The sequence below is a fragment of the Bradyrhizobium sp. dw_411 genome, assembly GCF_018449695.1.
Classification (GTDB): Bacteria; Pseudomonadota; Alphaproteobacteria; order Rhizobiales; family Xanthobacteraceae; genus Bradyrhizobium.
Genome location: NZ_JAAVUY010000006.1, coordinates 110,121 through 123,690 on the forward strand (window position 1 = coordinate 110,121; position 13,570 = coordinate 123,690).

General features: G+C 62.8%; 14 protein-coding genes. 11 read left to right on the forward strand and 3 right to left on the reverse strand.

Annotation, left to right across the window (positions count from 1 at the left end; translation table 11 throughout):
- Nucleotides 1-33 precede the first annotated feature (33 nt).
- The 5 genes from HB676_RS11730 (at nt 34) to HB676_RS11750 (ending at nt 3,547) form a co-directional block, all read left to right on the forward strand.
- Complete coding sequence (locus HB676_RS11730; RefSeq protein WP_213737958.1) at nt 34-1,026, forward strand: substrate-binding domain-containing protein; 993 nt, start codon at nt 34-36, stop codon at nt 1,024-1,026.
- Nucleotides 1,027-1,125: 99 nt separating this feature from the next.
- Entirely contained in the window at nt 1,126-1,287 is a 162-nt protein-coding gene (locus HB676_RS11735) for a ribbon-helix-helix protein, CopG family (RefSeq protein WP_213737959.1), read from the forward strand.
- Nucleotides 1,284-2,213, forward strand: a complete 930-nt coding sequence (locus HB676_RS11740; protein ID WP_213737960.1) for an urea carboxylase-associated family protein — start codon at nt 1,284-1,286, stop codon at nt 2,211-2,213. The genes HB676_RS11735 and HB676_RS11740 overlap by 4 nt, the downstream gene beginning before the upstream one ends.
- 238 nt (nt 2,214-2,451) lie before the next feature.
- Nucleotides 2,452-3,084: a cupin domain-containing protein gene (locus tag HB676_RS11745; RefSeq protein ID WP_249780197.1), complete on the forward strand. Its 633-nt coding sequence runs from the start codon at nt 2,452-2,454 to the stop codon at nt 3,082-3,084.
- A gap of 13 nt (nt 3,085-3,097) precedes the next feature.
- Nucleotides 3,098-3,547 (forward strand): Rid family hydrolase, encoded by a 450-nt coding sequence (locus tag HB676_RS11750; RefSeq protein ID WP_213737961.1) that lies wholly within the window; start codon nt 3,098-3,100, stop codon nt 3,545-3,547.
- Nucleotides 3,548-3,579: 32 nt separating this feature from the next.
- Here HB676_RS11750 and mutY read toward each other — a convergent pair whose 3' ends face one another.
- Nucleotides 3,580-4,677, reverse strand: a complete 1,098-nt coding sequence (gene mutY, locus HB676_RS11755) for an A/G-specific adenine glycosylase (RefSeq protein ID WP_213737962.1) — start codon at nt 4,675-4,677, stop codon at nt 3,580-3,582.
- On the opposite strand from mutY, the gene HB676_RS11760 reads away from it, so the two are divergent.
- The 6 genes from HB676_RS11760 (at nt 4,668) to HB676_RS11785 (ending at nt 11,571) form a co-directional block, all read left to right on the forward strand.
- Complete coding sequence (locus tag HB676_RS11760) at nt 4,668-4,976, forward strand: type II toxin-antitoxin system RelE/ParE family toxin (RefSeq protein ID WP_346347333.1); 309 nt, start codon at nt 4,668-4,670, stop codon at nt 4,974-4,976. The genes mutY and HB676_RS11760 overlap by 10 nt on opposite strands.
- On the forward strand, nt 4,948-5,268 hold the full coding sequence (locus tag HB676_RS11765; protein WP_213737964.1) for a HigA family addiction module antitoxin: 321 nt from the start codon (nt 4,948-4,950) through the stop codon (nt 5,266-5,268). Before HB676_RS11760 ends, HB676_RS11765 begins: the two co-directional genes overlap by 29 nt.
- Nucleotides 5,269-5,305: 37 nt before the next feature.
- Nucleotides 5,306-5,785, forward strand: coding sequence for a DciA family protein (locus HB676_RS11770; protein ID WP_213737965.1), 480 nt, complete (start codon nt 5,306-5,308; stop codon nt 5,783-5,785).
- A gap of 138 nt (nt 5,786-5,923) precedes the next feature.
- Nucleotides 5,924-6,580 carry a DsbA family protein gene (locus HB676_RS11775; protein ID WP_213738245.1) on the forward strand — a complete coding sequence of 219 codons (657 nt, stop codon included), beginning with the start codon at nt 5,924-5,926 and terminating at the stop codon, nt 6,578-6,580.
- Nucleotides 6,581-6,905: 325 nt separating this feature from the next.
- Nucleotides 6,906-10,370, forward strand: coding sequence for a chromosome segregation protein SMC (gene smc / locus HB676_RS11780; protein WP_213737966.1), 3,465 nt, complete (start codon nt 6,906-6,908; stop codon nt 10,368-10,370).
- A gap of 220 nt (nt 10,371-10,590) precedes the next feature.
- The gene (locus HB676_RS11785) at nt 10,591-11,571 is read left to right on the forward strand and encodes a small ribosomal subunit Rsm22 family protein (RefSeq protein WP_213737967.1); all 981 of its coding nucleotides are present in this window, start codon (nt 10,591-10,593) and stop codon (nt 11,569-11,571) included.
- A gap of 34 nt (nt 11,572-11,605) precedes the next feature.
- Here HB676_RS11785 and HB676_RS11790 read toward each other — a convergent pair whose 3' ends face one another.
- Nucleotides 11,606-12,580, reverse strand: coding sequence for a tripartite tricarboxylate transporter substrate binding protein (locus HB676_RS11790; protein WP_213737968.1), 975 nt, complete (start codon nt 12,578-12,580; stop codon nt 11,606-11,608).
- 54 nt (nt 12,581-12,634) lie between these two features.
- Nucleotides 12,635-13,360: a hypothetical protein gene (locus tag HB676_RS11795; protein ID WP_213737969.1), complete on the reverse strand. Its 726-nt coding sequence runs from the start codon at nt 13,358-13,360 to the stop codon at nt 12,635-12,637.
- Between the last annotated feature and the right edge of the window lie 210 nt (nt 13,361-13,570).

The window sequence follows — 13,570 nt, forward strand, 5'->3', positions numbered from 1 at the left end:
TCCTTCACATTGAACGCAAACAGGAGAACTCACATGCAGTCCCGCTTACTTTCCGAGAGCTTGCTTCCCAAAACCCGTCTGGCGGTATTGGCCGCCGCAGGCTTGCTGGCCCTCCTGGCCGCAAATCCGGCCTCCGCCGCCGAGAAGATCGGCGTGTCGATGCCCAACATCAAGGGTCCCTGGTTCACGCCCGTGCTCTACGGGATTTCGGACGAGGCGAAGAAACTCGGCTACGACGTCACCATCCAGGATGCCGGCGGATACGCCAACGTCGACAAGCAGGTCAGCCAGTTCTCCAATCTTGTCGTGCAGAAAGTCGCGGCCATCCTGATCGACCCGGCCAATCCGGCCTCCTTCAACGGAGCGGCGAGAGAGGCGAAAGCCGAGAAAATTCCGGTGATCGGCGCCGGCAGCCCGATCGTGGCGAGCGATGTCGAAGCCGACGCGGCCGCGTCGTCAAGTCACTGCAACATTGGTCACGAACTTGCCAAGGGGGCCAAGATCCTGCTGCCGAACGGCGGCACCATCGCTGTGCTCGCCGGACCCGCTGGCGCGTTCTGGGCCTCCGATCGCCTTCGTTGCTTCAAGGAGGATATGGCCGGCGGCAATATCAAGATCGTCGCCGAACAGACCAGCGAACAGGACCCCGCCATTGCGCTGTCGCTGGCCAGCGACTTCCTGCAGCGGTTTCCGCAGGTTGATATGCTGTATGGCGCCGATGATACATACGGCGTCGGTGCGGCGCGCGCGGCACAAGGCGCGCAAAAATGCGGCAAGGTGAAAGTGCTGTTCGCGGTTCTGGGCGAGGCCGCCGAAGAAATGATGCGGGCCGGCTGCGCGGATTACGTCGTGGCGCAGCAACCCGTGATGATCGGCCGCTCAGCCGTCCAGATGATGGATGCGCTCGTCAAGGGCAAGCCGCTCCCCGTCAAGAAAATCGAAGTGCCGCTGGTGCCCGTGACCATGGCGAACCTGAACTCGATCGACAAAACCGGCATGCAGGCGCCCAAGGGTTGGACGCCGTAAAGGGTTGGACCCCGTAAAGGGTAGGACCCCGTAGCACGCCGTCACACGCACTCCCGCGCCGTTCGTGCCGCGGGAGTGCCAGTCCGCAGGGTGAACATCATGACAACGACCAAGATCAAGCTACGTCTCAATCAACAGCAACTAGAGCTGATCGACGACACGGTCAGGGCCGGTGAGAGCAACAGTCGCGAGTATCTTGTCCGCCGTGCCTTGCACGAATTCGCCAAAGCCAACCTTCCGCAGCCAGAGAAAGACAGATGACATCGTCCGATCGCAAACTACTTTACGAGCACATCATCCAGCCCGGAACGGGCAAGGCGCTGGAAATGCGGCGCGGGCAGATTCTGCGGATTGCTCAAACCAGCGGCCGGCAATGCGCTGACTTCAACTGTTTCAACCTGCACGACTACAAGGAATTCTTCCACACCGGCCGGACGCGCCATCTTCATGGCCTGCATCCGACCAAGGGCGATTTCCTGTGGTCGGCGCCGCCGCGCGAGCGCCCGATGATGGCGATCATTGAGGACACAGTCGGCACCAACGACGTTCTCTATCCGCGCTGCAGCGCATTTCTGTTTGAGTATCAGTATGGTCTGCCGGTGCACACGAATTGTCACGATATCCAGGCCGAAGCGCAGCGCGAATACGGGTTGACTCCGGACGATGTGCACGACTCGTTCAATTTCTTCATGCACACCGGTGTCGGTCAGGATGGCCACCCCTTCATCGCGAAAAACACCGCGGGACCGGGGGACTATGTCGAGCTACTGGCGATGATCGACGTGCTTGCAGTGCCCAATGTCTGCGGCGCGGACGTCATGATGACCAGCGATTTCGAGCTCAAGCCGCTGAAGCTGAGCGTTTATGAAGGTACGGAAGTGGACTGGGCCCGTGTCACCGAACCACCGAAAATGCGCAATCAGCGCAACCCGCTTCATTTCAAGGTCAAGAATATCAAGGCGGATCGCGAGCTTTACAAGGATGGCGCCTACACGCCTGACTTCACCAACGTGCCGATTCAGATCGCCGATCTCGAGGTTGAACTAAGCGGCGAAGAGATGGGCTTGCTCTCCGAACTCGTCAAAACCGGTAAGTATGGCAACACCGATGCCGATGTACTGCGGTATGTGTTCTTTACATGGTGGATCGGCGAGTTCATGCGCGGCCCCAAGCACGTCCCGAAGTAGTGAAACGGATGCAAAGACCAGCTTCGCCGGGAACGGTGGCGGAAACGGGCGTCGCGGCTGCGCAAACGGAAAAGTGCAGCGACGCTGACATCAAAGTTCGTTGGGATATGTGAGTCCGCTGATGTGTGCATCGAGGCGGATTCAACCTATAGAAGCGGCAAGGACGGCTCGCGATGGCGCCGATACGATTCGTGCGTGAGCCGTCCGCCTGCCATGCGCCGTTTATGGGAAGCAAGGAATGACCGCCGCAGTACAGAAGAAATCCAAGCCGGTGTCCGGGCCACTGCCCAAATCGGCCTCCAAGCCAATGCAGGCCCTCGAGAGCCGCGTCGGCCTCAAAATGCGGCATACGCGTTTGCTCAAGGGGCTGACGCTGAAAAAACTCGCCGATCTTGCCGAGTGTTCGGAATCGCTTTTGTCCCGGATCGAGAACGGCAGCGCCAACCCGTCCATCAAGACGATGCACCGCGTCGCACTGGCGCTCGAAATGCCCGTATCGGGATTGTTTCAGGAGGGCGGCGACGCAGATTCAAGCGTCGTGCTCCGTCAAGGCGAACGTCCGACGGTCCAGGCCGGACAAGGCAAGGGGCACAGACTTGAGGCACTGATACCGAGCCGCCGGGGAAATCTGCTTTCGGGCTACATCAACGATATCGAACCGGGCAGCGGCAGCGAAGGTGTCATTTCGCACGAAGGCGAAGAGTTCGGATATGTTCTGGATGGCGAGATCGAACTGATCGTCGACGAGAAAAAATATCAGTTGCGCCCCGGGGACAGCTTCTATTTCCGGTCGGAAAGGCCGCATTCCTACACCAATAACCGCAAGAAGATCGCGCGCATTCTCTGGCTGAACACGCCCCCGACATTCTAGGCCGCTGGACAGCTTGCCGGCTCTCGATCTATGCAACGGACTGAAGGAGAGGACGACGTTGGACAAACAATTCATTCACCCGCCGGAGCTGTTCAAGCATCCGGCCTACAGCCGCGTCGTCACCGTCGCGGGCCCCAGCAAGATGATCTTTATTGCGGGGCAAACGGCGTCGGACGAAAACTACAAGCCGATGTTCGTCGGCGACCTGCGCGGCCAGTACGGTCGCGTCATGGAGGCGCTGACGATCCAGTTAAAAGCGGCCGGCGCGACCTGGGACGATGTGGTTTTTCGCCGCCTTTACGTACTCGACATGGATGCATTTATCAAAATCCAGACCGATCCGACGATGACATTTCCATGGCACCCGGATCGCCCACCGCCGAGCACCCTTGTCGGCGTGACGCGCCTATCGCATCCTGATTTTCTGATCGAGATCGACCTGTACGCCGTGACCGGCGGTTAAGACTCCATACAGACGCGGACGAAGGTCCGAGTTCAGTCACCAAGCCCATGCGCGATCGCTTTGCGCATGACGTTCGGCAACGCTTCATCCGCAAGCGTCGCAATCGGCACCCAGCGCATTCCCTCCGGGGCGCGGGTACGGGCGGGCACGTTCGCGGTGTAGATCACAAGCTGCAGCGGAAAATGTGTAAAGACGTGAGTCACAACACCCGCCTTGCGGTGCCAGCGCGTGACGCCTTTCAATTCAGGCGCCTGCTGCAGGGCTGCCTCGTCTTCCTGCGCGGCCAGCCAGCTAGAATTAGGCACTTCCGTCATGCCGCCAAGCAGGCCTTTTTCGGGACGGCTGCGAACCAAAAGCTCGTGGCCACGCGTCACCACGAACGCCGCGCCGCAACGCAACTCGCCTGATTTCTTCGGCGCCTTGCGCGGAAAGGCTTCCTGATCGCCGCGGATACGCGCGGCGCAGCCGTCGTTCAGAGGACAGAGCGCACAGGCCGGCTTCTTCGGCGTGCAGATCGAGGAACCCAGATCCATCAGCGCCTGAGCACTATCCCCGGCGCGTGATGGCCCCAACAAAGTCGCCGCCAATTGCTGGATCAGCGGCTTGGCCTGCGGCAACGATTCCTCGACCGCGAATAGCCGCGACACCACGCGCTCGATATTGCCATCGACCGGCATGGTCCGGCGGTCGAACGCAATCGCAGCAATCGCCGCCGCGGTATACGGCCCGATTCCCGGCAGCGTGCGCAGGCCTTTCTCGGTGTCCGGAAAGACGCCGCCGTGATCGCGCAGCACTGCGACGGCGCAGGCGTGCAGATTACGCGCGCGCGAATAATAGCCGAGCCCGGCCCACATCCGCAGCACATCGTCGAGCGACGCGCGGCCGAGTGCCCCGACGTCCGGCCAGCGCGCCATGAACTTCTCGAAATAGGGCCCGACGGTCTTGACGCCGGTCTGCTGCAGCATGATTTCCGACAGCCAGACCGCATAGGGATCGGCGCGATCGCCCTGTAGCGGCCGCCACGGCAGCCGGCGTCGATGCCGGTCATACCAGTCGAGCAGCAGCGCCGGACGGGCGGCGGCTTCGATAACAACCGGCTTCTGTTTCTTGTTTGCTGAGGATGAGGCCACGACTCATTTTAGGTTCAGAATTGGACAATGGCCAGCGATCCAGATGTCCCGCGGGATTGCAACCCATAACGCGCCGCGTTATGGTCAGCCATGATCCGGGGCTTTGCCGATTCCGAAGCAGAATTGATCTGGTCCGGACGCTGGGAGATCTTCGTGTCCCGCCCGGCAATCGTCTTGAGGCCCTCCGCGCGGATCGTCAGGGGCAGCATTCGATCCGGATCAATGACCAATGGCGCATCTGCTTTATCTGGGATGAGGGAGGACCGTCGCATGTCGAAATCGTCGACTATCACGTCTAGAAGTGGGCAACTCCAGAACCCGCATCCCGGCGAAATCCTGCTTGAAGAGTTCCTTAAACCGATGGGCCTCAGCCAGAACGCATTGGCGCGGGCGGTCCATGTCGCGCCGCGCCGTATCAACGAAATCGTGCTCGGCAAACGGGATGTCACGGCCGATACCGACCTGCGGCTCGCCCGCTATTTCGGTATGTCGGAGGGGTTCTTTCTCGGGCTGCAAATGGACTTTGATCTGATGCAACGGCGCCGCGAGATCGACCGCGATCTCAAAACCATCCGGCCGCGCGCCGCATAGGCATGTCTCCGGGCAACGACCGATGCTATAAGCCATCATGCCCAAACCCGGTCCGATCAGCGCCAAGCCGCTTTCCGTCCTGCTCAGCGACGTGTTTTCCGACGCCTATGCCCGGCAGGGATTTGCGGCCCGTGAACTGGTCACACGCTGGACGGAAATCGCCGGCCCCGAAATCGCCGTGCATGCCGAGCCATTGAAGATCCAGTGGCCGCGGCCGGTGGAGGGGCAGCCGCAGGAACCGGCCACGCTGGTGCTGCGGGTGGACGGCCCGATGGCGCTGGAAATCCAGCACGGTTCCGATGTGATCCTGCAGCGCGTCAACCGCTTCTTCGGGTGGAACGCGGTCGGCCGGCTGGCGCTGCGCCAGGCGCCGCTGGCGCGCCGGAAAACGCCGAAAGCGCCTGCCGCACCCGACGCCAAAGCCGTGGCAGAGGTGGCAAAAACCCTGACCTCGATCGAGGACGAGGAGTTGCGGGCCGCGCTGGCCCGGCTTGGCGCCTCGATCAAGCGAAATTGAGCCTATCTACAGGCTCGGCGGCCGTGGCCTGCCATTGCCACAATTGAGGTTTCAAGTTAGCCAACTGCATTACAACCGTTATTGGCAATATCTCCCTTGGGCTTTTCGGGCGTGAACGCGCCAATTCAGGAGCAGACCTTGATCATCACGCGCCGCGCCTTCACCGCCGCCCTGTCGCTGACCGGACTTAGCCTGCTTGCCGGTTTCTCGCCGCTGCGCCTGATCACCGAGGCGATGGCGCAAAGTGCGGCCGATGTCGCCAAGCCGGTCTCGCTGCCGGACATGGCGCTTGGCCCCGCCGACGCCCCGATCACGATCACCGAATTCGCGTCGATGACCTGTCCGCATTGCGCGGCGTTCAACGCCGACGTGTTCCCGAAGATCAAGTCGACCTATATCGATACCGGCAAGATCCGCTACGTGTTCCGCGAATTCCCGCTCGACATCAAGGCCGCCGCCGGCTCGATGCTGTCGCGCTGCATCGCCAAGGACGACGCCGGAAAATACTTCGCGGTCACCGACATGCTGTTCAAGCAGCAAGGCGACTGGGTGATGAAGAACACCACCGAAACCCTGACCCGGATCGGCAAGCAGGCCGGCTTGAGCCAGCAGGCTGTCGATGACTGCCTGAAAGATCAGACGCTGCTCGACAAGATCGTCGCCGACCAGAAATTCGCCAACGAGGTGCTGAAGGTCAATTCGACGCCGACCTTTTTCCTCAATGGCGAGATGATCAAGGGCGAAACCTCGTTCGAGGAATTCGACAAGCGGATCAAGGCGCTGCTCAAGAGCTGAGCGGCCCCGGTCGAATTATCGCTGTCCTGGCCAGGGCCGGGACAGCAGCGTGAGCGCGCTTCGCCGAAATTATGCTGGCGTCGGTTATTATGGGTCCGCGGTGTTCGCCATAGCGACATCTGTGGATAACCTCTGTAAAAACCTCAATAAAAGTCTCTAAAAAGCCTTGGGAAAAGCCCTTCGCCGCAGTTGCCCAAAGGCCCGGGCCTCGCCATTGTCGACGCCATGAGAGCCGCGAGGAGCGACTCGCCCACACACCGACATTGCCTTCTATGGTATTGTCCCGGCAGGGAGATTCGCGCCTTGCCAACAGAGCATCGTGTCCATGAAACTCACACGCCTTCGTCTTCACGGTTTCAAGTCCTTCGTTGAGCCCACCGACTTCGTGATCGAACCCGGTCTCACCGGGGTGGTCGGGCCGAACGGCTGTGGAAAATCGAATCTGGTCGAGGCGCTGCGCTGGGCGATGGGCGAGACCTCGCACAAATCATTGCGCGCCGCCGACATGGACGCCGTAATCTTCGCCGGCTCCGGCAATCGTCCGTCGCGCAACCACGCCGAAGTGGTGATGACGATCGACAATTCCGATCGCTCTGCGCCGGCCGCAATGAACGACCGCGAGATTCTGGAAATCTCGCGCCGCATCGAGCGCGAGGCCGGCTCGGTCTATCGCATCAACGGCCGCGACGTGCGTGCCCGCGATGTGCAGATCCTGTTCGCCGATGCCGCCACCGGTGCGCGATCGCCCGCATTGGTCCACCAGGGCAAGATCGGCGAAATCATTCAGGCCAAGCCTGAGCAGCGTCGCCGGGTGCTGGAAGACGCCGCCGGTGTTGCGGGACTTCATGCCCGCCGCCACGAGGCGGAACTGCGCCTCAAGGCCGCCGAAACCAACCTCACCCGCGTCGAGGACGTGATCGGGCAATTGGCCGGACAGATCGACGGGTTGAAGAAGCAAGCGCGGCAGGCGATCCGCTTCCGCGAAGTCGCGGCTAAAGTGCGCAAGGCCGAGGCGATGCTGTTCCATCTGCGCTGGGTCGGCGCCCATGCCGACGTCGCGGAATCTGCGCAGGTTCACGACCTCAGCGTCCGCGAAATGGCCGAGCGCACCCGCGAGCAGGCAGAGGCCGCACGCATCCAGGCGATCCGTGCTTCCGAACTGCCGGCGCTGCGCGAGAGCGAAGCCCGTGCCGCGGCCGGGCTGCAGCGCCTTACCAACGCGCGCGAAACGCTCGACCGCGAGGAAGCGCGCGCCAAGGAGCGCGTTGCCGAGCTCGATCGCCGGCTGACGCAGTTTTCAGCCGACGTTGCCCGCGAACAGCAACAGAGCGCCGACGCCGAGGTCGCGCTGCAGCGGCTCGATATCGAAGACACAGAGCTGAAGGAAGAGATCAAGTCGCGCGTCGAGAAGCGCAGCGGCGTCGATGAGCGCGTGTCGGAGGCCGAGGCGACGCTGGCGGCCGCCGAGCGGATGTTCTCCGAACTGACCACCGAACTCGCCGACCTCACCGCCAAGCGCAACCAACTCGAAGCCAGCGTGCGCACCCATCGCGATCGGCTGGCGCGGCTCGATCAGGAAATTGCCAACGTCCAGAGCGAAGAGTCGAAGCTGGCGCAGGAAACCAGCGGTCATGGCGATCTCGCGACCTTGGCCGGCGCCATGGAATCCGCGCAGGAAAATCTCGCGCAATCCGAAGCCGCCTCGCAGGCCAGCGAAGCCGGCCATGTCTCGGCCCGGCAAAAGCTTGAGGCCGCCCGCGCGCCGCTGAACGAAGCTGATAAACGCGTGCAACGGCTTGAGACCGAAGCCCGCACGATCTCCAAGCTCGTCAACAGCGAGACCAAGAATCTGTGGCCGCCGATCATCGACGGCGTCACGGTTTCCAAGGGCTATGAGAAGGCGATCGGCGCAGCCCTCGGCGACGATCTCGATGCGCCCGTCGATCCCTCGGCCCCGATGCGCTGGACCAATTCGGGCGTCACCGAGGGCGATCCCGCACTGCCGGAGGGTGTCGAAGCCCTCGCAGCCCATGTCGAAGCGCCCCCGGAACTGGCGCGGCGTCTCGCCCAAATCGGCGTCGTCGCCAAGGAGCGCGGCGCAGAACTGGTCTCGCAGCTCAAGACCGGCCAGCGGCTGGTGTCGCTGGAAGGCGACGTCTGGCGCTGGGACGGTTTTGTCGCCGCCGCGCATGCGCCGACCGGCGCGGCCCGGCGTCTGGCCGAGCGCGCCCGGCTGGTCGATATCGAAAACGAACTGGAACAGGCCCGCATCGAGGCTTCAATCAAGCGTCAGGCGCTTGAGACCGCCGAAGCCGAACTCAAGGCGGCGTCCGCCGCTGAAACCTCCGCACGCGACGCGTGGCGTGCCGCCCAGCGCGAGGCCGATGCCGCGCGCGAACGTCATGCCGCGACCGAGCGCGAGATCAACCGCCATGCGGCGCGCAAATCGGCGCTGACCGAAGCGCATACGCGCCTCGCCGCCGACCGCGCCGAAGCCGAAGGGGCGCATGAGAGCGCCACCGCCGCTTTGGCCGAACTGCCGCCGAGCCTGGAGGCCGAATCCCGGCTCTCCATGGTTCGCACCGATATCGAGGGTCATCGCCGCCTCGCCGCGCAGGTGCGGGCGGAAGCCCAGGCGCTGGCGCGCGAGGCTGAACTGGCCGATCGCCGGTTGCAGGCGATCACGTCGGAACGCAGCCAGTGGAACGACCGCAAGCAGAGCGCGGCCTCGCAGATCTCGACCATCGAAGCCCGCGTCACCGAGGTTACGGCCGAACGCGCCGAACTCGACAACGCGCCGGCTCTGTTCGCGGAAAAGCGCCGCGCGCTGATCAGCGAGATCGAAGCCGCCGAAACCGGCCGCCGTGTCGCCGCCGATGCGCTGGCCGCGGCCGAAAGCGCGATGGCGGAGACCGATCGCGACGCCAAGATATCGCTGGAGGCGCTTTCGGGCGCACGCGAAGCCTGCGCCCGCGCCGAAGAACGCATGGACGGCACCAAGCGCCGGCTGATCGATATCGAGCGCGAAATCCACGACATGCTGGAAATCGAACCGCACGCCGTGGCAGGGATCGCCGAGATCGAACCCGGCGCCGAGTTGCCGCCGCTGGCGGAAATCGAAGAGAATCTCGAAAAGATGCGCCGCGATCGCGAGCGCCTCGGCGCCGTCAATCTGCGCGCCGAGGAAGAACTGCGCGAGGTCGAGACCCAGCATACCGGGCTGACCACCGAGCGCGACGATCTGGTCGAGGCCATCAAGCGGCTGCGCCAGGGCATCCAGAGCCTCAACCGCGAAGCGCGCGAGCGGCTGTTGACCTCGTTCGAGATGGTCAACAATCATTTCAAGCGGATGTTCGTCGAACTGTTCGGCGGCGGCGAAGCCGCGCTGCATCTGATCGAGAGCGACGATCCGCTCGAGGCCGGGCTCGAAATCATCGCCAAGCCCCCCGGCAAGAAGCCGCAGACGCTGTCGCTGTTGTCAGGCGGCGAGCAGGCGCTGACCGCGCTGTCGCTGATCTTCGCGGTGTTCCTCACCAACCCGTCGCCAATCTGCGTGCTGGACGAAGTCGACGCACCGCTCGACGATCATAACGTGGAGCGGTTCTGCAACCTGCTGCATGAAATGACCTCGACCACCGAAACGCGCTTCATCATCATCACGCATAATCCGATCACAATGGCGCGGATGAACCGGCTGTTCGGCGTCACCATGGCCGAGCGCGGCGTCTCGCAACTGGTCTCGGTCGCGCTCGATGAGGCCGTGAAGATTCTTGACCAGCACGTGGCGTGATCTCCTTACTTCCCCTCTCCCCTTGTGGGAGAGGGTGGCTCGAATGAGCGCAGCGAATTCGAGACGGGTGAGGGGTTCCGATCTATCGATGGAAAGAGACCCCTCATCCGGCGCTTCGCGCCACCTTCTCCCACTCGAAGTCGGATATATCCGACTTCGACAAATTCAGAATAGCCAACTCGGGTAAACCCGAGTTGGCTGGGGAGAAGGGAAGAAGACGATGATGACCGCGCCCGATCTTCCCGCTGAACTGAAAGCCGCGCTTGACGCCAAGCTGCACGGGCTGTCGCGCAACGACGCCGCCGAACGCGCCGCGGTGATCTCGAAGACCTACCGCGACGGCGGCCATTCCGGCGCGATCAAATCCGAGACCGATGCATTAGCTTACGCACTGGCGCGGATGCCCGCGACCTACGCCGCAGTGACCGCGAGCCTGAACGCGCTGCGCGAGATCACGCCAAACTTTGCGCCGGCAAGCCTGCTCGATATCGGCGCCGGTCCGGGCACCGCAAGCTGGGCCGCGGCCGAGGCGTTTTCATCGCTGCAAGACTTCACGCTGCTGGACGCCAACAGCGCACTGCGCGCGCTGGCGCTGGATCTCGGCCGCGACAGTTCGCGTCTTGGCAAAATGACCTATCAGCGCGGCGAAGCCCGCGCGGCGCTCGCCGCATCCGAACCGGCCGATCTTGTGGTGGCGAGTTATGTGATCGCCGAACTCAGCGACAAGGAACGCAGCGCGCTCGCTGAACTGATGTGGTCGAAGACCCGCGATACGCTTGTCATCGTCGAACCCGGCACCCCCTCGGGCTATGCGCGGATCATTGCGCTGCGCGCACAGTTGATCGCATTGGACGCGCATATTGCTGCCCCCTGCCCGCATGACGGCCCGTGTCCGCTCACGGCGCCCGACTGGTGTCATTTCACCCAGCGCCTGCCGCGCCTGCGCGCGCATATGCAGATCAAGGGCGCGGAGTTGCCGTTCGAAGACGAGAAATTCAGCTATGTCGCGCTGACGCGCGCGCCAGTGACATCTCATCCCGCCCGCGTGCTGGCGCAGCCCATCGTGAGCAAGGTCGATGTAACAGCGAAACTCTGCACGCCGGATGGTCTCACTGTGACCAAAGTGCCCAGCCGCACCAAGGCGGATTATGCCCGCGCCCGGCGCTGGCGATGGGGTGACGCGGTGGTGGAAGAGCCGTAACGCGTGACGCATCAACATCGCGTCAAATGCCGCACTAATTGCCGAGCTTAATGCCGGCGTCCTTGATTACTTTGGCCCATTCGGGCGTTTCTTTCCGGATGATCGCGGTCAACTCATCCGGCGTACCGCCGATCGGCTCGAGCCCAAGTTCGTCGAACTTCTTGCGCACCTGCGGCGCCGCCAGAGCCTTGACGGTCTCGTCATGCAATTTATCCAGAACATCCCTGGGCGTGCCGGCCGGCGCGAACAGACCGAACCACGGCACGGCCTCAAAGCCCGGATATCCGGATTCCGCCATGGTCGGCAGATCGGGCGCCAGCGGCGAACGCTTGATCGAGGTGATGGCCAGCGCGCGCAATTTACCTTCGCGCGCGAGCGGGATCACGTTGGAGATATTGGCGAACGACATGGTGATGCGGCCCGCGAGCAGGTCCGGCATCAGCGCCGTGGTGCCGCGATAGGGCACGGCTGAAATATCGACATGCGCCATGTATTTGAACAATTCAGCGCCCAGATGCTGCGACGTGCCCACCCCGGCATGGGCGTAGGAAAGCTTGCCGGGGTTCGCTTTGGCAAGCGCCACCAGTTCCGCCACACTCTTGATCGGCAGCGCGGAGGGCACCGCCAGCACGTTGGCTGCGATGAATACCTGCGAGATCGGCGCGAAATCCTTGATCGGGTCGAATGGCAGCGTTTCGTACAGACTCGGATTGATGACCAGTGACGAGTTGCCGCCCATCAGCAACGTGTAGCCGTCGGCAGGAGCCTTGGCGACGTGATCGGTGGCGATGTTGCTGCCGGCGCCCGGCGTATTCTCGACCACGAACGGCGAACCCCAGACGTCCGCAAACCGGTCGGCAAGAATGCGCGCCGCGAGATCAGGCGCGGTGCCGGGCGTAAAACCGACCACGATTTTCACCGGCCGGTTCGGATAGCCGGATTGTGCCAAAGCCGTTGGCGCGGCGAGCAACACGCACAGGGCGGCGAACAGCCTCAAAGCGAGCCTCATCGTTCCTCCCTGTCGTCCCGCATGACCGTTCATTCGGTCTTGTCGCGAGATTAATTAGCTGCCTTCCAGCAATTTGCCGTAGCCTTTGACGCTGCAACTAACGCCGGCCGTGCGCAAGGCGTGCCACATCATCGCCGAAGCCGCCGAAACAACCGGCTTGCCCAAATCGTCCTCAAGGGACTGCAGTGCATCGAGCGTCGGCATGCCGACGCCGCTGAGGAAGATCAGATCGGCCTTGGGGTGATCGACCTGCCGGGCGATCGCATAGGCGCGCGCACTGGTTTCCTCGTAGATATTGCGGACGTCAGCCAGATGGCCTGAACTGACGACCTCAATGCTGCAGCTTTCGAGATGCTGCTTGCCACGCGCGGTCATATCGGCCGAATACGGCGTGGCATAGGCGACCCGGCGCGCGCCAAGGTGAGAGAAGGCCGCGAGTACGCTTCCGAAGGCCGTGATGAAGCGCGCACCGCTGGCGGCTTCCATCTGCGCTACCAGTTCGGCTTCCCGCAGTTGTCCCAGCGTATAGCTCGTCGCCGTGTGCGCCATCACGATGACGCGGGGCGACACCATGGCGAGCAGCTTGACGCAGGCCGGGATGCTTGCAAGCTGGCTGAGATTGCGTTCTTCCTGGCCGGTATGCGTCCCGGCCGGGCCGTCCGCGCTCATCCGGGTGAAATGAAGCGATACGCCTGATGGCGCCAGCTCCGTCATTTCCGGTTCAACCGTCGGATTTCCCGGCGGCACCAGAAATCCTATGCGGGCACGCCATCCCTTCATGACAAAATCACCTTCATCACAAAATCACTTGCGTCCATTTTTGTAGTTGGCCAACTCTAGGTCGGCGCGCGGCGCTTTCCAAGCGTCGTGCCGGACCAAACCCGCTGGCATTCATCTATTGCTCCGGGTACCGTCGACGTCGCGGAGGCCCGAGCCCCCGGGAACGACCGGTCGGGATTGCGAGTTGGTGTGGCTCTGTGGAGGCAGGAA